We start from the raw sequence: 22,512 nt of genomic DNA on the forward strand, positions 1-22,512 counted from the left end.
GGAGGCGCGGGCTGTTCGAAACCCCACGCCACTCCCCTCAGTGCGCGAGCACGGGGGCGAGCGGGTCGTACCCCAAGAGCTCCGCCAGTCGCTCGGGTGGTGGCCCCGGGGGCATGCGCTCCCAGGGGAAGCGCTGCTGGAGCGCCTCCTCGTCGAGCGTCAGCACCCGCCGGCCGGTCTGCTCGCGGGCCTCGGCCCAGGCCTTGGCGTCGAACGAGCGGATCAACCTGCGACTGAGCGGCGACAGCATGGGCATGGGGGTGAAGGGGATGTGCTGCCCGTCGGCGTCGCGCATGCAGCCCAGCTCCACGGCCCACGCGAGCAGCCAGCGAGGCCGCTTCCCGCCAGCGCCGCGCAGCGCGAGGAATCTCCCCTGGGCCGCTCCGTCCACGAAGAGGAAGCGCCGGTCATAGACGCTCGCGGCGGCGAAGGTCGAAGGCGTGAGGGCCAGCGCCTCCGCGCCGATGCGACGGGCCATGAGCATCAGGAGTTCCAGCAGGGGTGCGGAGAGCGCGAGCCCGGGGTGGCTCTGTCCTGGCAGCGGTGGACGGTGCCAGTCGAAGGAGCGGCCCGGGTTCTGGAGCAGCAGCGCGTCCACGTAGAGCAGGGGCACGGTGGCGAGCACGTCACCGAGGCCGACCTCGGCGCCGGTGGCCATGCGAAGGGACAGGTCGGCGACGGGGGCATAGAAGCGACGGCTCCACAGGACGACGCGGGGGCGGAACGGGTCCTCGCCCTGGATGCGCAGCTCGATGGGCCCCACGCGCTCCTCGGCGCGCTGGAGCAGGCCGTAGGCGCGGAGCACCCGCTCCAGACCCTGGTGGCTGTAGGTGCCGAAGAGGAGGCCCACGCGGGTCTTCTGGGAGTCGCCCAGGCCCAGGTCCTCGAGGGAGAGCTCCTCGACATCGGGCGCGGCCAGGTCCGCCCCGCTCAGGTGCTGATAGATGCGGCGGAAGCGGGTGTTGATGGGCAGCGTCCGAGGCATGGGGCCTCCTAGTCGTAGCGGATGTCGATGACGGTCAGCTCGATGTCGCCCCGGGGGCGGTGCACCTCGACGGAGTCGCCCACGCTCTTGCGCAAGAGGGCGCGCCCGATGGGGGACTCCACGCTGATGCGACCTCCGGCGGCATCGATCTCATCGGACCCGACTATCTGGTACGTCGTGCGAGCTCCGTCCTCGTCCTCGAGGGTGACCGTGGCGCCGAAGTAAACGTGTGCACGGTCACTCTGTTCAGAAGGCGTGACGATGGTGGCGGTGTCCAGGCGCTTTTGTAGGAAGCGGATGCGGCGGTCGATTTCGCGCAGGCGCTTCTTTCCGTAGATGTACTCGGCGTTCTCGGAGCGGTCGCCCTGGGCGGCGGCGGCGGAGACCTCGGCCGTGACTTTGGGGCGCTCCACGTTGAGCAGGCGGATGAGCTCCCGGTGCATCCGCTCGGCGCCCGAGCGGGTGAGGTAGCGGCGGAACGGGGCCTTCTCTTCGCCGTCCTCGGCCTCCAGGTCTTCGTGTTCTTCAGGGGGGAGGTCCTGGTGGGCCATGCCCTCTGTATACCGCCGATGCCTGACGACGGCGTGGGGACGGGGCCCCCGGCGTTCACCGGGAGTCGGGGAGTCATCGTCAGGAAGGGGGACGTGCGCTCGCCAGTGGAAAGCGCGAAGGAGTTCGGGTAGGAAGCGCCTGCCTCCGAGGCCCGGGAGGGCCGCACGTGGATTTTGGACAAAAGAATAGTGCGAGTCGCTAGCTCAGATGGTAGAGCACCGGCCTTTTAAGCCGAGGGTCGGGGGTTCGATCCCCCCGCGACTCATGTAGGTGGCGACGTCCCCGTCGTCTAGAGGCCCAGGACGCTGGCCTTTCAAGCCGGTAACACGGGTTCGAATCCCGTCGGGGACAAGTAGGAACGCGGGGCTGGACGGTGCAAACCGTCCAGCCCCGTTCGTTTTTGGCCGCTCCGTGTTGCTCCTTTGGGCCGGAACAACGCCGCCAGCGGCCCATGAACGGGACTCTCCACGGGCGGTCATCATCAGGCCGAGTTTGGTCGCACAGCTTCCGGACACGTGCGCCTTGCAATGGCCCTACGCCGGGTCAAGTCCACTTGAAGCCCTCCTTCGTTCGGACGACCGCCACGTCGAGCAGGTAGTTCCCGAAGGGCGGATAGCGCGCCCGCCAGCCTCAGCCTGCGCGGTGGCAGTCCTCGTGAGTGCGTTGCTCATGGTTACGTGGGCCCTTCGGCTTGGGCCGAGTCAGCGGTGAAGTGCGCTGCCCCGCACGTAAATGCGTGCGGATTCCGGGAGTGGTTAGGACTACTCGGTCACTTGAATCCAGGTAGCGGTCATGATCTACGGTCGGGATGACACCCGAACATCTGCGCAAGCTGGATGAGGCGCTGAGCGCCTACCTCGATGAGATGGTGGTCGGCATGGGGCGGCTGGAGCGGCGCCGGGCCATGGAGGCCTATGTGACGGGCCTGCTGCTGGACGGGGAACGCAAGAGCATCGAGCCGATGGCGTCCCGACTGGTTGAGGACACCCGCGAGGTGGAGGCGATGCGCCAGCGGCTGCAGCAGTGCGTCTCGCAGGGGACGTGGAGTGACGAGGCGCTGCGAGAACGGCTGGCGAGGAAACTGGAAACCGAGGTGCCGGAGTTGGAGGCCCTGGTGGTGGACGACACGGGGTTTCCCAAGAAGGGGCAGCACTCGGTGGGGGTGGCCCGGCAGTACTCGGGCACGTTGGGGCGCACGGACAACTGCCAGGTGGCCGTCAGCCTGCATCTGGCGGGGCCGCGAGGCAGCGGATGCATCGGCATGCGGCTGTACCTGCCCGAGGACTGGGTGAGGGACACGGCGCGGCGCAAGGCGGTAGGTGTCCCCGAGACGGTGGGAGCCGCGCGCAAATGGGAGCTTGCGCTGGAGCAGTTGGATGACGCGCTGAAATGGGGCGTGCGGCGGCATGTCGTCCTGGCGGATGCGGGGTATGGCAACTGCCGAGAGTTCCGCGAAGGGCTCACGGCTCGGAGACTGCCCTACCTTGTCGGCGTGCCAGGGCAACACAAGGTATGGCCTCCAGGAACTGCGCCGCACCTGCCCGTGAAGAAGGCGGGCGAGTACGGGCGCCCTCGGACGCGCTTCGTCACCGACAGCGGCGTGCAGCCCTGGACGATTGAAGAGCTGGCGCGCCAGTTGCCCGAAGAGGAGTACCGCCGTGTCAGCTGGCGCGAGGGCAGTCGTGGCACACAGTCCTCCACCTTCGCCGCGGTGCGAATCCAAGTCGCCGAAGGCCACGTCGTCCGCAAAGCGCCAGGCACTCCCGAATGGTTGCTGTGTGAGTGGCCGCAGGGGGAAGCCGCGCCGACGAAGTTCTATCTCTCGTCATTGCCGGCGGACACGCCTCTCAAACGCCTCGTCACCCTGGCAAAGCTGCGCTGGCGCGTGGAGCGGGACTACCAGGAGATGAAGGGCGAAGTAGGGCTGGACCACTTCGAGGGCCGCACTTGGAGAGGCTTTCATCACCACGCCACGCTGTGCATGGTGGCCCACGGTTTCCTCGCGCTCCGAAGAGCGCTTTCCCCCCCGGAGCAAGACGCCGTGGACGCTGCCCCAGGTTCGACGTCGCCTTCAGCACCTGCTGCTGCGCCGCATCGGCCATTGCCCGCTGTGCCTCCGCAGACTCGGAGCTCACGCTCCTCCTCTCGGGCCGTCCCGCATCTGATCAAGTAGTATTAAGCGGATCTCGTTTTGCTGAGTCGGGGAATGCGGTGGCCAATTTCTTCACATCAACAGCGCCCTGAGTCGGCGCGGACTTTACCTTGTCTTCAGAGAGGGCCTCGAGCGAGCAAAGGCAAATCGAGAGAATGGAAAACACAATCTTATGGTTGCGAATCATTGCTTCCTTTCGAGAGATAGCAGTCTCGCCACCTGCAACTACAACACGCCCCTGACGGGACCTCGATGCATGTCGGGGTGACGTTGTAAGATTCCGCCGCGCAGTCGATTCCCAGTTATTTGTCAGACGGAAATGCCAGCATTCAACCCGCTTGCCTTCCTTTGAGAGAGGCATGAGGGTGAAAAATGCGTTCTGTCCTCTGGATACTGTGCACCGTTCTCTCCGTGACGGGATGCGCTGGCGTTGAACCCTCGACGCGCAGGGGCACCTTCCAGCAGCGTTCCGCACTATTCGGAGAAGGAGGGCCCCCCCGAGCACAGAGGAGCGATGCGTTCGATGCGCTGCTTCGTGACGCGGGGCTCGGGGACCAAGACGAACGTCCCGTGTCAGGCAGTTCGCTCACGCCGACACACGCCGCGCGACTGCTGAAGGCGCTGACCGTCAAGGACGTGACGCTGGGGCAGTTCCCGGCACGCGTCGCGGTGGGCTTCATGCTGCGCGAGGTGCTCGACGCGGGCGAAGTGTCGCGGGCCGAGTTGGTGCGGCGAGTCGGGCGCTTCACTCAACTGGCGGTCCTCCGTCCTGACGGTTGCCTCGCGTGGGTACGCAGCGGGCAGACCCAGCAGCGCGTGGGCACCGTGGAGTGGAAGGACGGTGCCTTCCGGGCCGGCCAGTTCGAGCTGGGCGTCTTCTACTCGGGCAAGGGCGGTGTCTTCCGACAACTGAACGTGCGGTTGGAGGAGACCGGAGGAGGCGCCTTCGCTGACGTCCACGACGATGCCGACTACCTGAGCCGCACCCTGGACGGAGCCGAAGAGGCTTTCGTCGGGCTGGCGCTGGCGGTGGGGCAGCTCTTCTCCACGTCCCCAGGGGACACCCTCGCGGCGCTAAGACACATGCCTGCCGCCGTGGCGGCGCTGCTGGCCTCATCGCCCGAGTACCTGGAGCGCTTCCAGTACATGCCGCGCGGCGAGCAGGTGCAGGCCGTCTCCAAGATGGTGACGAACCTGATCGCCACCTGGGGCACGGCGGCTGCCGCAACGCGCACGCTGACAGGTGCGACGCTCACTACAGCCGAGGTGCCGGTACTGTCGCTGTCAGCCCAGGGGGCACTCGTCATGGGGCGCGTCGCGGTGCCGGTGGGGCGAGCGGCGGCGGTGCTGAGCGGTGGGCCTGGCGCAGCCATCATCCTTCAGAGGGCGAGCACGGCCGCGAAGCAAGGGGGACCTTCCAAGGGGCCTGGGCAGTGGGGGCCGGCCAAGGAGTCCATGAAGGCGCCTGCCCGTCGTTACCAGGAACAGGTGACGGGCCACTCTGCCGATGATGCCTACTGGGTCGGCGGCATGAGCACGCAGGCCGGCGGCGTGAAGTTCGACGGATTCAAGAACCGCGTACTACTGGAGGCCAAAGGGCCGGGCTATGCGAAGTTCTTCGACGGGATGGAGCCCAAGGAATGGTTCCGGTACTCCGGAGCACAGGGGCTCGTTGAACAAGCAAGGCGGCAAACCACGAAGGTACGTGGCCTGGGCATCCTGATTGAATGGCATGTCGCCGAAGCCAATGCAGCTACGGCATTCCGAAGGCTCTTGGACGGCGCGGGTATCGAGGGCATAAATGTCCTTCACACTCCGGCGCTCTGAGGGGAGAACAACATGGCCACCACACCCGAGGCCGCTCCGCATGCCGAGACCTACTATGCCGGCGCCTACTGGGGGCCTCGTAAGGAGTCCCCCGAAGATTGTGCCTTGCGCACGGCAAACTTTCTCAACCTCATGGCTGAGTGCGACCCGCTTCTTGCTCACTGGTACAAGCCCACCAAGTCACGCAAGGACGCGCAAAAGTACCCGCTGATGCCGCCAGACGTGCCGACTCTTGCCGCGCAGTTCCGGCGTGGCGTCAACCACGAACGAGGTGGCCCGGTCATCGAGCAACTGGGCTTCAGCTTCTGGTTCGGCAACGGGGGAGCTGGTGCGGATGGTGTGGATCTGCGACTCACGTGTGGCGCCTACTCGGAGGCGGTTCCCAACTCGTGCGTAATGACGCTCCCAAAGCATGGACCGAACGCGGAACGGATAATCGCGGCTCCCGTGCTGCCCCATGTGGTGAGCTGCATGGCATCGGCTTGGGATGCGGACTGGGCGCTCGCCACTTCGTGGGAGCATCGCGAGAAGCTCTCGGATGAGGCCAGGACAGGGACGTTCGTCGGCTGGGTCACATACTTGTCCCTGCGACGTGGGACGGTGCCACCGCTGCCGGCTCCCGTGCGCATTCAGCAGGTCGAAGGCAAAGGTACGTTGGTGGTCCTCACCCCCGAGCGCTTCACGGTGACCAACCCCGAGCACTTGGCGCTGGCGAAGCGAGTGCGTGAGCTGCTTTCGAGGGCAGGTCTCCTGCGGCCGGTGCTGGACGGACCTGCCTGACACTCCGGACCGAGCGAAAGAGCCGCCATGTGCCCCCAGTGTGCCCCTCCAGCGAGGATTGAGAGGCACACCAGGAAACAGCATGGGACGGGGCGGGATGACGAACCCGAGGCTCAGCCATACAGCTCGCTCAGCGGACCCGGAGCGATTCGCGTGCTGCCCTCCTGCCCGAAGGTATTGAAGTCCGCGTCTCCGAACGCGTGGCCGAGCGTGTTGAAGAGGTTGGAGACCTGCCGGTTCCGGGCCGCGTCGTACTTCGGGTACACCACCGTGCGCCCATCTGTCTTCAGGCCCAGCGCGTTGCCGCCCACCACGAGCTTCGGCCACTCACGCGAGGTCGAGTGGTGCTGCTCGCCGTTGTCGGACATGAAGACAATCGCCGTGTGATCCAGCATCGATCCACTCGCGCCGACCTCGGGCGTGGCGGCCAGCGTCCTCGCCAGGTTCGCCACCAACTGCACGTGGCGACGGGTGACCTCGGCGACGCGATCCCAGTTCTGCCCCGCATCCAGGCCGTGCTGCAGGCTGTGTCGCGGGATGTCGGTCACATCCGGGCCGTAGGCCACGTCAAAACCTGAGGTGCCCGTCGCCAGCACCACCGTGTTCGTCAACCCGCCCAGGAGGGACGCCGTGGCGATCTGGAACTGCGCCTCGAACCACTTCAGCGAGTCGGGCGGTGAGCCCGCGCCGGTGATGAGCGGGTTGTCCTTCGGCGCCAGCGGCAGGTAGGGCCGCACGCGGTCCGCCATGCCCGCGAGCTGGTCCTCCCGCGTCCGCAGCGACTCGAGCGAGGAGACGTAGCGCTCCAGCTTCAGCCGCTCGTTGGAGTTGCCGCGGAACTCCGCCAGCGCCTTCCGCGAGTCGGCCAACGCGAAGTCGAAGAGCATCTTGCGGTCTCGCCCATTCGTCGAACCACCGAGCAGCGACCCGAAGGTGCTGTCGAACGCGAGCGACGGGTTGACGATGATGCCCGCGGGCTTGCGCGGTCCGAGCGCGCAGGTCTCGTACACGATTGACACGCGCGCGGAGCTGGTGCCCAGGCGCAGCACGTCGAACGGTGCACCCCGGCGCAGGCGAGGAGCAATCACGGCGTCGAAGGTCGCGCCCGCGCCGTTCACCGCGCAGCTCAGCCCGCCCGTCCCGCTGGAGTGCCCGCCGCCCGCGATGAGGTTCGAGAGCCCCAGCAGCACGGCGGAGCGATTCACCAGGTCGATGTTGCCGGAAGACGCCGCCAGCGGCCCGAGGCTGATCGCGCTGGCGAGATTGTCGCCCTCACGCACCAGCGGCGTGTCCTTGTACGCGTCCCAGAAGAGGCGGTCGGAGGTGTTGGCGCGTCCACCCAGCGCCGCGCGGGTGCCCGTGCTCAGGAGCGCGCGGGGGTAGACGCCATTGCACTCGAGGACCAGCACCAGGCGCGCCGGCAACGCTGGCGACTGGGCATAGACGTCGTGGAAGTAGGGCGCGAAGAGGCCGGCGGCCATGCCCTTCAGGACGGTTCGTCGCGAGAACATGGCAGTCACTCTCCAGCCTGCGGCACACGCCGCGTCTTCCAGGTGTCACTGGTCATCAGCGTGGTCAGCATCTTGGAGAACGAGCCATGGTTCTCATCATAGGTCTGCTCCATCCGCGTCAGCGTGCAGGCGTCGCTCGGGTTCTCGGGGCGTCCCATGAAGTAGCGGAAGGCCTGTCGCACGAAGCAGCGTTTCACGTGCGGCGAGGTCGCCAGGCGCTCGCTCAGCTCCACCGCGTCGCGCACCGCGCCGTTCAGCGCGGGGTCCGGCATCGAGGTGAGCGTCGAGCTTCCGTCCGGCGTGGTCCAGCCTCCGCTGGTCGAGTGGTCCCGAGCGCGCAGGAAGCCCGCGTGGTTGTAGATCTCGAAGGGCAGGCCGAGCGGCTCCATCAGGCGGTGACAGCCCTGACACTGCGCTCCAGCGGTCGCCTCCTGCAGGCGGCGGCGCGCATTCTTGTCGGCCGCGTGAGCGCCGACCTGTGCCGCCACCTGCACGCTGCTGAGCGGCGGGACGAAGCCGCACAAGAGGTTCTCGCGCACCCACTTGCCGCGGTGGACGATGGACGGGTCATCCTCGAAGTTGCCGCCGTGCGCCGCCAGCCACACCGGATGGGTCAGCACGCCCGCGCGCTCGGCGGCAGGCAGCGCCTTCCAGCGGCCCGCGACGGTCGCCGGGAGGATCTCGCTGACGTTGTAGGGGTGCGAGAGGCCCTTGTGTGAGTCGTACGCCGCGTTCTGCATGGAGGGCACGTAGAACGTGCGCGTGGTGAGCAGGTTCGCCAGCACGTCTTGATCCTCGACCACCACCCGGGCGATCAGATCATCGAACTGCTGGATGAAGGTCGGCTCCAGCGGATGGAAGTTGGTGAGCAGGTTGTCGTAAGAGACCGCGCTGATGTAGCCGAGCCCCTCGAGTTCGAAGCGCGAGGTCGCCGCCGGGGACTCCTTGAACACCGCGGACACGTGCCCGTAGCCGAGCCACTCGCGGAAGAAGCCCGCGACTCCGTCACCCAGCCAGTACTGCCCGCGCTTGGAGCGCTGATCCTCGTTGTAGTCCTGCACCAGGTCGAAGCGCGGCGTCCCGTTCTGGAGGGCGTCGACGCCGCCCAGGTGCTTCTGGATCAGGGCGGTGGTCGTCGCATCCTGCATGAGCGAGCCGTCCTTCGCGGCGGTGGCCACGTCCGCCAGATGCCCCTCCAGGGGAGCCGAGTAATGCGGCCACACGAAGCTCGGCGTGGCCGAGGGCGCGCGCCCCGCCAGCGCGTAGGACAGCTGCGAGCCGAGCTCGAGGCTCGTCAGCTCCACGCGACCGTCCGCCGGCGCGCCGCCCATCTCGCGGCGGAACATGGCGCCGGTCATCATCCACGCGGCGTTGGAGATCCGCGTGATGGAGTCCGCGCGGTTTTGCGGGGAGTTGCTCGGCTCCTGCGCGATGACCGCGGTCGCGAAGGCGGTGAGGCGGGTGAGCTCATCCTCGGTGGGTGGGCGGAAGAAGACACCGAATTCGAGCATCTGTCCGAGGTGGAACCGCTTGCAGGAGTCGCTCGGGTTCGATTCGACGAACATGCAGTTGAAGCGCCTGTCGGTGAAGACACGCTCCATCCGGTTGCCATCCGGGTAGTTCATCGTCCACGGCGCGGCGGCCTCGCCGACCACCGGCAGGAAGAGCTCCACCGAGGCCTCGTCCAGCGTCTCGTCCGTGGCCCAGGAGCTGTACTGCTCGATGGCGCTCGGGTCGAGCGGGTTGTCGTAGAAGCTGAACCCGGTCCAACTGCGTTCCACCGAGCCGCCGACGTTGCGGGTGAACTCGCGCCGGTTCATGCGGCGGATGCGCGTCGGCGCATCCGAGCGCACGCCCTCGGTGCAACTGAAGAGCGCGGACTGATCGAGCAGGTTGGGCTCGGGCACCACCGTCGCGGGCGGGCCGTCCGTGCCATTGCAGAGGGGCATCCCCTCCCCGATCCAGGTCTCGAGCGCGGTGAGCTCGGCTGCGCTCGCGCGCTCATGAGGGACCGGCGGCATCGGAGACGCGTTGTCGCGCATGCGGATGAGCGCGCGCTGGGCGTTGCTGAGCCTCCCATCCGTCGCCGAGCTCACCCGCATGTCGTGCAGGGCGCGCAGCGGCATCGTCGCCCCCTGGGTCGGCAGCGCGCCGTGACAGCTCGCGCAGCGAGCGGCGAGCACTGACTGCACCACGCACGCGGCGGCCAGGTCCCCCCCGGGTCCACCATCGGGTCCCCCTGGATTGTTGGGACCTCCGTCGTTGGTGTCGTTGGACCCGATGGAGCCCTTGCACGCAACGAGGCTCAATAGTCCGGCCAGCAGGAGGACGCGGTTCATCCGGCCAGATTGCCACGGACGGCTGGTGGGATGGCAAGCAGGCCATGCCGGAGGGGCTCAGTCCTTGCCGGGCGACCTGTGAGGGCGCGCCGGTGCCCACAAGATTTCATCAGGGGCGGAGCGTGCGCTTCAGTGCTAGGCCATGCGTCCATGTCCGGCGACTCACCCGTCCCCGCCCCCGGCGGCTTGCCCACCCTGCACTTCCCCCCCGAGCTCCCCATCTCGAGCCGGGTGGAGGACATCACCAAGGCCATCTCCGCCCATCAGGTGGTCATCGTCGCGGGGGCCACCGGCTCGGGGAAGACGACGCAGCTGCCGAAAGTCCTGCTCGCCATGGGGCGCGGCCGCCCGCGCCAGATTGGCGTCACCCAACCCCGGCGTATCGCCGCGACGAGCGTGGCGGCGCGCGTGGCCCGCGAGCTCGGCACGGAGCTGGGCACGGACGTCGGCTACCAGATTCGCTTCGAGGACCGCTCGTCCCGGCAGACGGCCGTGAAGTTCATGACCGACGGAGTCCTGCTCGCGCAGATTCACAGCGACCCGCTCCTGCGCCGCTACGACACCATCGTTCTCGACGAGGCCCACGAGCGCAGCCTCACCATCGACTTCCTGCTGGGGTGGCTCAAGCGCCTCCTCCCCAAGCGCCCCGACCTCAAGGTGGTGGTGAGCTCGGCCACCATCGAGACCGAGCGCTTCTCCCAGTTCTTCGGGGGCGCTCCGGTCATCCAGGTCGAGGGCCGCACCTTTCCGGTGGACGTGCTCTACGAGCCGCCCCCCGAGGACGACGAGCTCACCGACTCCGTCGCCGATGCGGTGGCGAACGTACTCACGCTCGACCCGGACGGGGACGTCCTCGTGTTCCTCCCCGGCGAGCGGGAAATCCGAGAGACAGAAAATGCCCTGAACGCGCGCTCGCTCCGCGGCACGGTGGTGCAGCCCCTGTATTCGCGCCTGTCGGCCGCCGAGCAGTCGCGCGTCTTCGCCACCATCCCCCAGCGCCGGGTCATCCTCGCCACCAACGTCGCGGAGACATCGGTCACCATCCCGGGAATCGTCTACGTCGTGGACACGGGGGTGGCGCGCCTGTCGCGCTATGACCCACGCTCGGGCACCACGCGCCTTCACATCGAGCCGGTCTCCCAGGCCAGCGCCGACCAGCGCAAGGGGCGCTGCGGACGCGTGCGCGAGGGAATCTGCGTGCGCCTCTACGACGAGGTGAGCTTCACCACCCGGCCCGCCTTCACCGACCCGGAAATCAAGCGCACGGGGCTCGCGGGGGTCATCCTGCGGATGAAGTCCCTCGGCCTCGGTGACGTCGAGGACTTCCCCTTCCTCGATCCGCCCCAGCCGAGGGCCATCGCCGAGGGCTGGCGGGTGCTCGAGGAGCTCGGGGCCATCGAGGGCAAGGAGCGCACCTTGACGCCGCTCGGGCACCAGCTCGCGCGCTTCCCGGTGGACCCTCGCATCGCGCGGATGATTCTCGCCGGCGCCGAATACGGATGCCTGGAAGAGGTGCTCATCGTCGCCGCGGCGCTCAACCTGCAGGACCCGCGCGAGCGGCCACGGGAGCTCGCGCAGAAGGCGGACGAGCTGCACCGGCGCTTCCGTGACGAGCACTCGGACTTCACCGGGCTCCTCAAGCTGTGGGCGTTCGTGAGCGAGGCCGAGGGCCGGGGGACGTCCCATCTGCGGCGCGTGTGCCGGGACAACTTCCTGTCCTTCCTCCGGGTGCGCGAGTGGCGGGATGTCCAGCGCCAGCTCGAGGAGACCGTCCGCGAGCTGCGCCTGCCACGCAAGGGCCGGGGCGCCCCGGCGCGCGGGGACCTCCTGCATCAGGCGCTCCTCACCGGGCTTCTGTCCCGCATCGGCCAGTGGAATCCGGAGCAGCGCGTCTATACGGGTGCGAAGCAGACGCGCTTCATGGTTCACCCCTCGTCGGCGCTCGCGAAGAAGCCCCCGGCCTGGGTGATGGCGTTCGAGCTCGTGGAGACGTCCCAGTTGTTCGCGCGCACCGTGGCGAAGCTCGACCCGGAGTGGCTCGCGGCGGCAGCCCCCCACCTGCTCAAGCGCAGCTACTCCGACCCGCACTGGTCGGAGAAGTCCGCACGCGCCGTGGTGAAGGAGAACGCGACCCTCTTCGGGCTTCAAGTCTTCAAGGAGCGCCCCGTACCCCTGGCCAGCATGGACCCCGCCCAGGCACGGCTGATGTTCCTGGAGCATGCCCTGGTGCGCGGCGAGTACCGCACCCGGGGGACATTCCAGGAGAAGAACCGCCAGGTGCTGGAGCGCGTGGCGCGCCTGCGGGACAAGGCACGGCGCAGCGAGCTGCTCGACAACGAGGCGCTGCTGACGTTCTTCGACGAGCGCCTCCCAGCGGACGTGATGGACGGAGCGAGCTTCGAGGCCTGGCGCCGCAAGGCCGAGGCAGCCGACCCCGACGTGCTCGTCCTCTCGATGGAGGATGCCCTCTCGCACGACCCGGGCCTGTCCCCGGCGCACTACCCGGACGCCATCACCCTGAACGGCGCTTCCGTGCCGGTGACGTACACCTTCGACCCCTCGGCCGAGGACGACGGCATCACCCTGAGCGTGCCGCTGCTGCTGCTCGCCCAGTTGGTCCCGGGTGAGCTCGACTGGACCATCCCCGGGTGGCAGCGGGAGAAACTCACCGCGCTGCTCGAGCAGATCCCCCGTGCCCAACGCAAGTCGTTGGGGCCGCTGCCCGCCCTGGTCGACCGTCTCGTGAAGGAACTCGTGCCCTTCCGCGGGCCGATGATTCCAGCACTCTCGCGCGCGGTGTCCCGGCTGTGCGGCGTGGACGTGCCCGAGGAGTCCCTCCGAGCGGATGCCGTGGTGCCCTACCTGCGCATCACGCTCCGGGTGCTCGACGAGCGGGGAAAGGAGCTCGCGCGGAGCCGCGACGCCGATGCGCTGCTCGAGCAGTACGGGGGACGTGCACGGGCGGCGCTGCGCAGCGCCGCGCCGACTTCGGACTGGGAGCGCAAGGGGCTGACGGCCTGGACCTTCGGTGAGCTGCCCGCCGTGGTCACCCGGCGGGTCGGCGGGCTCGAGGTCAGCAGCTATCCCGCGCTCGTCGACCGGGGCGCCGCCGTGGACCTGGTGCTGCTCGAGACAGCCTCCGCCGCCGACGCGGCCACGCGCACGGGGGTCCGCCGGCTCCTGATGCTCGCCGCGCGCGGACACGTGGCCGTCAGCGGCTCGCGCATGCCGCCGCCCTTCCCGTCCCTGGACGGCGCGCCGCCCGCGCGGGGCCAGGCCGACGCCTTCCGGGCGCTCGTCCTCGCACGCGGCGTCGATGATGCGTTCAAGCTCGCACCGGGTGCGCCGCTGCCCCGCGCGAAGGCGGCCTTCGAGGCGCTGGTCCATGCGGGCTCACCGCGCATCGAGCCGACGGCCCGGGACTGGGCGAACGCCGTCGTCGTCACCTCCTCGGAGCTCGCCGCGACGCTCGCCGCACTCAAAGCCGCCTCGAAGGGGCCGAGCGGCGCGGCGGCCGTGCGGGACATCCGCGCGCAGCTCGGGCACCTGTTCCCCGCGAACCTCATCGAGTGGATTCCCTTCGTGCGCCTGATGAACTACCCGCGCTACCTCCGCGCGGCCCAGGCACGGCTGTCGCGTGCGGTGAACAACCCCGCCAAGGACGAAGGGAAGGCGGCGCCCTTCACCCCCCTGTGGGAAACCTTCCTCGCGAGGCGCGCCACCCTGCGAGACCAGGAGGCGGCACAGGAGTTGAGATGGGCCTTCGAGGAGCTCCGCGTGGCCATCTTCTCTCCAGAGGTGACGACGCCCGTGTCGGTGACGGTGGCGAAGGTCAGCGCGGCCCTCGCGGCGCTGCGCTAGATGCGAGAGGCTCTAGGGCCGGTCGCGCCATTCTCAACCCTGCCCGAACAATCCCATGACAGCCCCCAGCCCCCCGCGGCAGTCCCCCTGGTCCGAGCGCGTCGCCATCGTCCGCCGGTACCATGAGATGGAGTCCCGCCTCACCGCGTCCGTCAGCGAGCGGATGCTCGACCTGGCGTGCCTCCAACCCGGGATGCGGGTGCTCGACCTGGCTTCGGGCATGGGCGAGCCCTCCCTCCGGGCCGCGTTGCGGGTGGGGCCCACGGGCTTCGTGCTGGGCACGGACCTGGTCGACGGCATGCTGGAGGCCGCGCGGGAGCAGGCCCGAGCCCAAAACCTTTCCAACATCGAGTTTCGAGCCGTGGACGCGGAGGCGCTCGACCTGCCGGAGCAGTCCTTCGATGCGGCGACCGTGCGCTGGGCGCTGATGTACATGGCCCGGCCCGAGCGCGCGCTCGCGCGGGTATGGCACGCGCTGCGCCCCTCCGGACGCCTGGTGTGCGCATGTTGGGCGGGCCTGGAGCAGGTGGAGTACGTGTCCCTGCCACGCAAGAGCATTGAGCCCTTCCGCCAGCCTCCCCCCATCGATTCAGAGGCCCCTGGCGTGTTCCGCTTCTCCGACCCTGAGCGCTTGCGCACGGTCCTGGCACACAGCGGGTTCACGCTGGAGCACGTCGAGGCGATGCACATCCCCGTGATGGAAGCCGCGGACGGCGCGGAGGTCGCGCGCTGGATTCGAGAATTCGGAGGGCCCGTCGCGAAGCTCGTGGCGGAGCTGACGCCCGAGGAGCAGCGCAGCTGGGAAGAGGGCGTGGCCCGTGAATGCGAGCACCATCGACGGGACGGGAAGGTCCAGCTCGGCGGTGTGACCTGGCTCGCCGTCGCGAGGAGGACCTAGCCCCAGCAGGGCAACGCCAGAGGCGAAATCCGGGACACACGGGGTGTGCTAGAAACCACGGATGTGATGGCTACCTTTCTGACCTCGTCCCCCCGTGTTCCGCTGCTCCTGGTCCTCTGTCTGGGAATCACCGGGCCCGTGTTGGCCAAGGCGCCCGATGCCAACGCCCAGGGCTTCGCGGCGTACAACAAGGGGGACTACGCGAAAGCCCATGCCCTCTTCGAGAAGGCGCTGAAGCAGGACCCCTCCAATGCCTACGCCCGCCTCAACCGGGCGCGGACGACCACGCTGCTCAACCAGGGAAAAGAGGACGCAGACGACTTCGACTACTGCGCCTTCGAGAGCAATTGGATGTACCTGGCGCTGGCAGACCTGTCGGTGGCCGTGGAGAAGGATGCCCAGGCCCTCCTTCCGAAGATTGACGAAGACTCGAAGGGGTTGAAGGCACTCAAGGCGAGTGACGAGTACAAGAAATGGCGCAAGGCCATCTCCGTCTTCGTGAATGAGAAGGGCATCAAGGAGAAGGTGCTTGGCGCCACATCGGACTGGTGGTTCCTGCAACCCGGGCAGATTCCCGAGAGCATCACCCTCGCGGCGGACAAGCGCGTCATGGCAACCCAGCAGGACACGTACGCGTACCCGACGGGCGAGTGGCGCCCTCTGAGGAGTGGCGTGGAAATCACGCCGGAGAAGAAGCCGGCGCGGGCCTGGAAACTGCTGGCGGGGAAGTACTACTTCGACCAGGGCAAGCGCTTCTTCTTCGAGGTACGGCTCGAGCCAGACGGAGAAACGACTCCAGCGGATTCCGGCTGGACGACGGGCCCGCTGAGCATTGGGCCACTGAGCGGCGACTGTCTTTAGCGCTCAAAGGTCCGCGACCGACCTTTCGCCAAGTCAGTCGAAGCCGCCGTCACCAGCATGCCCCACAGGGTGGCGCCCCCCTCGTCGGCAGGCCGCATACACGTCCAGCTCACCTGGGTTTGCCGGACCCCTCCGGGACTGGTAGACGCTCCGCACTCCCGCCGCTTTGGCGGGCTTGTCACGGAGACCCTAGATGAACAGCCTTGGACGCCTCGCTGTGGTGTGCGGTCTGTTTGCGCTGGTCGGTTGTGGGCCGGAAGCCCCTGTCACGGAGACCTCGGGAGAGGCCACCAAGGAGCAGGCCGCCAGCCCCATCCCGTCCCACATCTGCCCGGATGTGATGTATCCGCTGTGCGAGAACGGCGAGCTCTATCCCATCTATTCGGGCAAGTGCCTCGTCGGCTTCCAGTGCGTTCCCGACGTCACCGCCAACGCCATCTGTCCCAACCCCGTCTATCCGGGCCCTGGGTTCTGTGAGGACGGCATCATCACCCCGGTGTACGTGGGCGGCTGCATCGTTCGCTATACCTGCACGCGGTAGTCCCCCGCGCGCCCGCCCAACGCTCATGCGTGGGCGGGCCGCATTCACACGGGGGCAACGCCTCTCACCTCGCCGCGACTGACAGGCGATGCCGGGCAGCCTCCAGTACGCGCCGGCCTTCTCGAGTCGCGGACGTCTTCAGGCCGCCGCTTGATCAGAGCGGGGGGCCGTCCCCTGCGACGCGGACTGAGGCAGGGGCGCGCGCGAGACCTGGATGGCCTCCAGCAATCGGCGACTTGTCTCTCGATAGTCGAAGGAGCGCACGGCGCGTTCGCGTGCGGCACTGGCCATCCGCTCGCGCAGCGCGGCGTCCTGCCCGAGCTGGAGGAAGGCATTCGCCAATCCCTCCTCATCCCCCTGGGCCACCAGCAATCCCTCCGTCCCGTCGGAAATCATGTCCGGCGTGCCCCCGATGATGGAGCAGACAGGAGGGACGCCACAGGCCATCGCCTCCATGACAGCGACGGGAGAGGCCTCGCCGAGGCCGATGCTGGAGAGCACGAAGCCATCCGCGCGGTGCAGCAGGTCAATCACCGCTGCCTCTCCGAGCGGCCCCACCATGTCCACATGCGACTGCAATCCGAAGCGGGCGATGGACTGGCGGATCTCCTGCTCGTGAGGCCCCCTTCCCCCCAACGTGAGGTGGGCCTTCAGGCCCCGGTCCAATGCCTTGCGCAGTCCCGCGAAGGTATGGACATGACCCTTGCAGAGATGCAGCCGTCCAATGGAAGCGAGGTGGAGGCCCCGAGGAGACTCCGCGCGCTGGGCCGGAGGGGTGAAGCGGTCGGTGTCCACGCCCATCCACAGGGTATAGGTCCGCTCCGGCGGCAGACCCACGTCCTTGATGAGCTCACGCTGCATGGGGCGCGCTGCGGCTGCCACGAACGTGGCGTCCCAGGCCTTGGCGGCATGGTCTGTTCCATACACAGGAAGATCACCGTGGAGGTGGAAGCTGTAGCGAGGACCACCCAGAATCCTGCAGAGCGCGAGCACGTGCGCGGCGTCCGCGGCGGAATGACCATGGATATGGTCCAGCTTCCGCTCGCGTGCGTGATGGAGGAAGTCGACCGCGCAGGCCAGCATCCCCAGAGCTCGCGCCTTCTGCTTCACGCTCACCGAGAGCTTGGAGACATACGCGAGCGCCTGGGCCATGCCCGGGAAGTCCCTCGGCGAGAGCAGTGCGGACGAGAGTCGAGGCGGGAAGAGGTATGTCGTCTCCGAGGCCGCGCGCTCCGCCCATTCGTGAGGGCAGCCCTCCACGGGGCGCCTCGTGGAGAAGATGTGCACCTCGACCCCAGCGGCACGCAAGGCGGTGATCTCCCGCCAGAAGAAGGCGTGCGTTTGCGTGGGGAACTCTGGGATGAGCATGCCCAGACGAAAGGCGGCGACTGTCATGGCAGGGGTTCTATCCAAAAGCGTCTTGGACTTGGAACCACCCAGGCGTTGCGCGCTGGTAGAGGTGAAGAAGTGAGCAGAGCAAGCCGCCAGTAGCGTGCCTTTTCCGCGCCCGTAATAGTTCGCGGACCATTCACACACGAAGGAAAGGGCATTCAGTGCACGGGAGTCCACTCCAGGCGCACTGCAAAACTATGCATCGGCCGCGACCAGCGACGACCTCAACGACTGCGCCTCCTATTGAGGCGCATGGCAGTCCACCCGCTCGTTCCGTGAGCGGGAGCTTCTCTATGGCTCGGCGCGGGCCCGCGACACGAAGGCGCGCAGGTCCGCCTCCAGGGCCGTGGCCTCCACGAGGCTGGCCGGAACGAGCATGCCCTTGGGGGCCTCCTGCTGCTTCACCAGCCGTCGCGGTGGTCCCCAGGAGCGGCCGTCATCGCGCGTGGCATAGGAGAACCACAGCGTGCGAGGCTTCTCGTCGGTGCGCTCCAGCCCCGCCGAGCCGACGAGCATTCCGCGCCCCCTCGCGCTGATGTCGAGGTCGTGGACCTCCAGATACTCACCGTTCCACGTGGGCTGGTTCAAATCCCTGGGAAAGCCCAGCGTCGCGCACGTCGCGGTGGCGAAGTCGTCGTCGGAGCGGACGACGGTGAACGATTGTCCCGGGTCGCCAATCTGTCGCTGGGTGATGACGATGACCTTGCGGCTCGATGGTGTCACGTAGAGGCCAACCTCTTCCTCTTCATGACGGGGAATCACCGCGCGCCAGCCCTTCGGCCCCTTGATGAAGAGCACCATCCCGCTCGCGGCTTCAGCGGCTTCCCGAGGCTCGCGCAGGTAGCTCAGCTTGCCGACGAGCAGGTCACCGCGTGTCGCGACGCCCTTGAGCCCCAGTTGTGCCGCGTCGTTGACGAGCTGCTCGGTGAGTGGGGCCGCCCCTGCACAGGCAACCCCGTCCTCCGGCGCGGGTTTCGTGTCACGCGCCAGGCCCGTGGTCGCCAGGAGGACGGCCGTCGATGCGACCGCGATGAAGGGACTCCGCTTCCTCATGTGTTCCACCTCGCCGGGCATCAGAGTGGATTCAGCGCGAGGTGTCGAGGTGCTGGAGCCCTTGAGCGCCCCGCCAGACGATGCGCCCCGTGTCCACTCCCGAATAGGCGCTCGTCTCGAAGCCGGATTGGCGAACGGGGCCGAACATCCCACCCTCTGTCGGTTCTGGGCCGGAGAGGAAACAGACATGCAAGCAAGGCATTGGTACTTCCTGCTGGGATTGGGACTCGCGGGTCAGGCAGCCGCCATGGCACCCCGCACGGACGAGGGAATCCGCGAGGCGCCGCTCCATGCCTGTCCTGGAAAAGCGTCCCGACTGAAGGTCGTCATCCCGCCAGGGTCCGGGGCATCCAGCAATGGCCCCTTCCCCGAGTCGTTCGTCGACATGCTCGGCACGCTCTACTTCGCCACCAACCTGTCCGACGGCGGCGCGACCCTGTGGCGAAGCAACGGCACCGAGGCAGGCACCGTCCCCGTCAAAACCTTCCCAGCCGCGCCCGTCGGCGTCCCCGCGCTCCGAACCCTGTTCCCCGTGGGCAACCAGCTCTTCTTCCAGTTCGATGAGCCAGGGACGGGCGAGGAGCTGTGGGTCAGCGACGGAACCGAGGCGGGAACCCACCTCGTCAAGGATCTCACTCCGGGCCCCGACGGCACCCATCTCGCGGCCGTCGCGGCGCAGCGCGGACAGCTCACCTTCCTGCGCCAGTGGGGCTTTGCCCCCGGCAATCCCCAGGTGGAGCTGTGGCGCTCGGATGGCACGGACGCGGGCACGGTGCGGTTCGCGAACCTCGGCACCACATCGATGCTCGGCAATGTGACGCTGCGGGTGGGCGACAACCTGCTCTTCTTCCTCGCCTCACCGGAGCAAGGCACCGCGCTCTGGCGCACCGATGGAACGGCGAGCGGAACCCAGCTCGTCAAGAAGCTCGATGCCCAGGTCGTCTACTTCTTCAGCAACACGGGACAGGCGGGAGCCGTGGGGCTGTTCCTGTTCAACGACGGCGCGAACACGGAGGTGTGGAAGACGGACGGCACGGCCGCGGGCACCGTCCGGCTGGAGACCTTCGGCAAGACTGTCTTCCTGCTCGGGGCGCTGAACGACACCGTCTACGTGGCCTCCGTGGACAGCGAGACGATGCTGATGCGCATCCAGAGTCTCTCCCTGGCGGGCGGTGGCAAGGCCTCCGTCAAGACGCTCCCCAATCCCTATGCAGGCCAGGAAGCCGCATACCCCTATCTTCAGCAGATGGCCGTCTCGGGAGACCGGCTCTACTTCTCCGTGGCCATCGCCACCCTCGGCCCCGCGCCTCGCGAGGTGACCCTCTGGGTCTCGGATGGAACCGCGGAGGGAACCCGCGCCCTCTCCAACGCGCTCAGCCTGGGCGACGAGTACTCCTCGCCCTTGTTTCCGACGGGCGCCGGTGACGCGCTGTTCGTCGCCACGACCAGCGGCGCGGACCTGGAGCCCTGGTTCACGCGAGGCAGCGTCGCGACGACCGGGCCCCTCGTGGACATCAGACCCGGCCCGGCATCGTCCCGCGCGGATGGCTTCGCGCGCGTGGGCGACCGCATCTACTTCCACGCCGTGGACGACACGGGCTCCCATCAGCCGTGGTTCATCCCCTGCCCACGAATGTGAAGCCTCTCGGGTCCGCGCCGAACGGGCAGCCCCCCTCCGAGCCTGGGCCGGACTGTCAGGCGTTGAAGCCTCTCCAACACCAATTTGCGGACCTGCCCCGACTTCCATGCTAGGCAGCGCCCGCCGAAGGACCTCGGACGAGTGACAGCTTGGGAGACCTGGGGTGTTCAACCTCCCAGCATCCCAGACCCAGGCACTCCGCCGAGACAGGGGGACCCGCATGTTTCCGAAGACCTGGTTCAAGAGAGGGGCCGCCACCGTGTTGCTGGCGTCCTCCGTCGCCGTCGCCGCCGAGCCCGTCGCGACCCAGGCGCCGTCCGCCTTCTTCCTCTCCCGGAGCGAGAACCGGAATCAGGTCCACTACGCCGTGAGCCTGGATGAGAGCTGCCGCCCCGTCGGCGCGCGCCCCGTGCACGTGTACTGGCGGATGCTGGAGCGCGGCGAGGCGGAGGTCGAGGAGCTCCTGGGCATCGAGCAACCCGCGTATGGCCTCGAGGACGCCCAGCAGGTGGAAGCCACCGCCGACGGCTGGCGGGTGCACCTCCGGCTGAAGTCCTTCCCCGGGCGGCCCGTCGACATCACCACCGCCCAGGTGCGAGGCCGGTGCGTGGTGCAGGCGTGGACGAAGTTCGGCGCCAACCTGGCCCAGCTCGAGCACATCTTCGTGAAGACGTCCTGGCCCTTCTCCGTGGACTTCGTGCGACTGGATGGCGTGGGTCCGGAGGGACAGCCCCTCTCCGAGCTGATCCGCCGGTAGGGGCTCCCCCACCCCGGGACACCGGTGCGACACCGCTGGAATTTCCCGCAATTCCGGCTGCGTCAAAAAATCCACACGGTAGTAACAACCTCCGAGGCGACGGGGCCGATAATACCCGCATGACCAGTGTCGTCGGCCCCCGCCGCTCGCCCCTCTCTGCTCGCCCGACTGAAACTGAAACCGCGCGTGAAACATCTTCACCCCGGGCACCAGCCCAGGCGCGCACCGGTTTCGAGCCTGCACGACAGGGGCTCACTCCTTCCCTGCTGACGAAGCTCGGCGCCGTCTTCGTTCCCGTGGCGCCCACCGTCGCGGACGCCGCGGCCACGAACCTGAAGGCCGCGGCTGGCGCGGTGGCGACGCCGCTGACGCCCAGCACCAGCCCCAACGCGGCCATCAAGGACAGCGCCACCGTCACCAGCACCCTGGACGTCGCCGAGGACGCCAAGGTGGAGTCGCTCAAGCTGGACCTGGACATCGCGCACACCTACCGGGGCGACCTGACGGTGACGCTGACGTCCCCGTCGGGCAAGACCGCGGTGGTGTCCAACCGCGCGGGCGGCTCGGCGGACGACCTCAAGGGCTCTTTCGACTTGAAGGAGTTCGCGGGCGAGTCCACCAAGGGCACCTGGAAGCTGGAGGTGCGGGACAGCGCCAAGGGCGACGTCGGCACGCTGAAGCAGTGGGGCATGAACATCGTCCCCGAGACGAAGGCGCCCGAGCCGGACCCCGAGCCGTCGGATGACCCGTTCGATGGCCTGCGCGACGACGCGCTGCTGAAGGCCGTGAGGGACGCGTCCTCCGGCAAGAAGGTGGTCAGCTACAACGAGGCGCGCAACATCATCTTCTCCAGCCTGGACGTGAACGCGGCCGGCAACGTGGAGTGCGTCTACACGGGCGTGGAGACCAAGGGCGGGAAGATTCCCAACAACGCCGTGATGAACGTGGAGCACACCTGGCCGCAGTCGAAGGGCGCCACGGGCGCGGCCAAGAGCGATTTGCACCACCTGTTCCCCACCGACAGCAAGGCCAACTCGCGGCGCAGCAGCTTCCCGTTCGGCGAAGTGGTGAACGTGAAGTGGAGCCACAACGGCGCCAAGCTGGGCACGGACGCGAAGGGCAACACCGTGTTCGAGCCGCCCGATTCCCACAAGGGCAACGTGGCGCGCGCGATGTTCTACTTCTCGTCCACGTACAACAAGGCCATCCCCGCCGACGAGGAAGCCGCCCTCAAGGCGTGGAACAAGCTGGACGGCGTCGACGCCGCTGAAATCGAGCGCAACCGCCGCGTCGCCAACATCCAGGGCAACACCAACGCGTTCATCGACAACGCGGACCTCGCGGACCGCGTGAAGGACTTCTAG

Annotated in this window: 16 protein-coding genes and 2 tRNA genes; 12 read left to right on the forward strand and 6 right to left on the reverse strand. The window is 68.0% G+C overall.

What is annotated here, in order from left to right; translation table 11 throughout:
- Positions 1-37 precede the first annotated feature (37 nt).
- Positions 38-985, reverse strand: coding sequence for a deacetylase (locus G4D83_RS35100; protein WP_163869255.1), 948 nt, complete (start codon positions 983-985; stop codon positions 38-40).
- An 8-nt stretch (positions 986-993) separates the two neighbouring features.
- A complete protein-coding gene (gene greB, locus G4D83_RS35105; RefSeq protein WP_163869256.1) occupies positions 994-1,536 on the reverse strand; it encodes a transcription elongation factor GreB in 543 nt (180 codons plus the stop codon).
- Between the two features lie 193 nt (positions 1,537-1,729).
- Here greB and G4D83_RS35110 point away from each other — a divergent pair.
- From G4D83_RS35110 to G4D83_RS35130, 5 genes are all read left to right on the forward strand, one after another.
- Positions 1,730-1,802 (forward strand) — tRNA-Lys (locus tag G4D83_RS35110).
- A 13-nt stretch (positions 1,803-1,815) separates the two neighbouring features.
- Positions 1,816-1,888, forward strand: a tRNA-Glu gene (locus tag G4D83_RS35115).
- 457 nt (positions 1,889-2,345) lie between these two features.
- On the forward strand, positions 2,346-3,710 hold the full coding sequence (locus tag G4D83_RS35120) for an IS701 family transposase (protein ID WP_163869257.1): 1,365 nt from the start codon (positions 2,346-2,348) through the stop codon (positions 3,708-3,710).
- 549 nt (positions 3,711-4,259) lie between these two features.
- The gene (locus G4D83_RS46995; RefSeq protein ID WP_275902412.1) at positions 4,260-5,516 is read left to right on the forward strand and encodes a Tox-REase-5 domain-containing protein; all 1,257 of its coding nucleotides are present in this window, start codon (positions 4,260-4,262) and stop codon (positions 5,514-5,516) included.
- A 12-nt stretch (positions 5,517-5,528) separates the two neighbouring features.
- On the forward strand, positions 5,529-6,296 hold the full coding sequence (locus G4D83_RS35130) for an immunity 52 family protein (protein WP_163869259.1): 768 nt from the start codon (positions 5,529-5,531) through the stop codon (positions 6,294-6,296).
- Between the two features lie 113 nt (positions 6,297-6,409).
- Here the strand turns inward: G4D83_RS35130 and G4D83_RS35135 are convergent, their stop codons facing one another.
- Together G4D83_RS35135 and G4D83_RS35140 are read right to left on the reverse strand one after the other, a co-directional pair.
- Positions 6,410-7,807, reverse strand: coding sequence for a DUF1552 domain-containing protein (locus G4D83_RS35135; RefSeq protein WP_163869260.1), 1,398 nt, complete (start codon positions 7,805-7,807; stop codon positions 6,410-6,412).
- 5 nt (positions 7,808-7,812) lie between these two features.
- Positions 7,813-10,146, reverse strand: coding sequence for a DUF1588 domain-containing protein (locus G4D83_RS35140; RefSeq protein WP_163869261.1), 2,334 nt, complete (start codon positions 10,144-10,146; stop codon positions 7,813-7,815).
- A gap of 150 nt (positions 10,147-10,296) precedes the next feature.
- Here G4D83_RS35140 and hrpA point away from each other — a divergent pair, with 150 nt between their 5' ends.
- The 4 genes from hrpA to G4D83_RS35160 all read left to right on the forward strand — a co-directional run bounded on the left by hrpA (position 10,297) and on the right by G4D83_RS35160 (position 16,307).
- A complete protein-coding gene (hrpA, locus tag G4D83_RS35145; RefSeq protein WP_163869262.1) occupies positions 10,297-14,007 on the forward strand; it encodes an ATP-dependent RNA helicase HrpA in 3,711 nt (1,236 codons plus the stop codon).
- 55 nt (positions 14,008-14,062) lie between these two features.
- Positions 14,063-14,905 (forward strand): class I SAM-dependent methyltransferase, encoded by an 843-nt coding sequence (locus tag G4D83_RS35150; protein ID WP_163869263.1) that lies wholly within the window; start codon positions 14,063-14,065, stop codon positions 14,903-14,905.
- A gap of 66 nt (positions 14,906-14,971) precedes the next feature.
- On the forward strand, positions 14,972-15,766 hold the full coding sequence (locus G4D83_RS35155) for a tetratricopeptide repeat protein (RefSeq protein ID WP_163869264.1): 795 nt from the start codon (positions 14,972-14,974) through the stop codon (positions 15,764-15,766).
- A 193-nt stretch (positions 15,767-15,959) separates the two neighbouring features.
- Positions 15,960-16,307 (forward strand): hypothetical protein, encoded by a 348-nt coding sequence (locus G4D83_RS35160; protein WP_163869265.1) that lies wholly within the window; start codon positions 15,960-15,962, stop codon positions 16,305-16,307.
- Positions 16,308-16,445: 138 nt separating this feature from the next.
- Here the strand turns inward: G4D83_RS35160 and G4D83_RS35165 are convergent, their stop codons facing one another.
- Positions 16,446-17,702, reverse strand: a complete 1,257-nt coding sequence (locus G4D83_RS35165; RefSeq protein WP_163869266.1) for a glycosyltransferase family 4 protein — start codon at positions 17,700-17,702, stop codon at positions 16,446-16,448.
- Positions 17,703-17,990: 288 nt separating this feature from the next.
- Positions 17,991-18,752 (reverse strand): hypothetical protein, encoded by a 762-nt coding sequence (locus G4D83_RS35170; protein WP_163869267.1) that lies wholly within the window; start codon positions 18,750-18,752, stop codon positions 17,991-17,993.
- A 187-nt stretch (positions 18,753-18,939) separates the two neighbouring features.
- Between G4D83_RS35170 and G4D83_RS35175 the strand changes: the two genes are divergently transcribed.
- The 3 genes from G4D83_RS35175 to G4D83_RS35185 all read left to right on the forward strand — a co-directional run bounded on the left by G4D83_RS35175 (position 18,940) and on the right by G4D83_RS35185 (position 22,512).
- On the forward strand, positions 18,940-20,391 hold the full coding sequence (locus G4D83_RS35175) for a hypothetical protein (protein ID WP_163869268.1): 1,452 nt from the start codon (positions 18,940-18,942) through the stop codon (positions 20,389-20,391).
- A 220-nt stretch (positions 20,392-20,611) separates the two neighbouring features.
- On the forward strand, positions 20,612-21,148 hold the full coding sequence (locus tag G4D83_RS35180; protein ID WP_163869269.1) for a DUF4833 domain-containing protein: 537 nt from the start codon (positions 20,612-20,614) through the stop codon (positions 21,146-21,148).
- A 296-nt stretch (positions 21,149-21,444) separates the two neighbouring features.
- The gene (locus G4D83_RS35185) at positions 21,445-22,512 is read left to right on the forward strand and encodes an endonuclease (RefSeq protein WP_240356983.1); all 1,068 of its coding nucleotides are present in this window, start codon (positions 21,445-21,447) and stop codon (positions 22,510-22,512) included.

The sequence above is a fragment of the Myxococcus eversor genome (assembly GCF_010894455.1).
Classification (GTDB): domain Bacteria; phylum Myxococcota; class Myxococcia; order Myxococcales; family Myxococcaceae; genus Myxococcus; species Myxococcus eversor.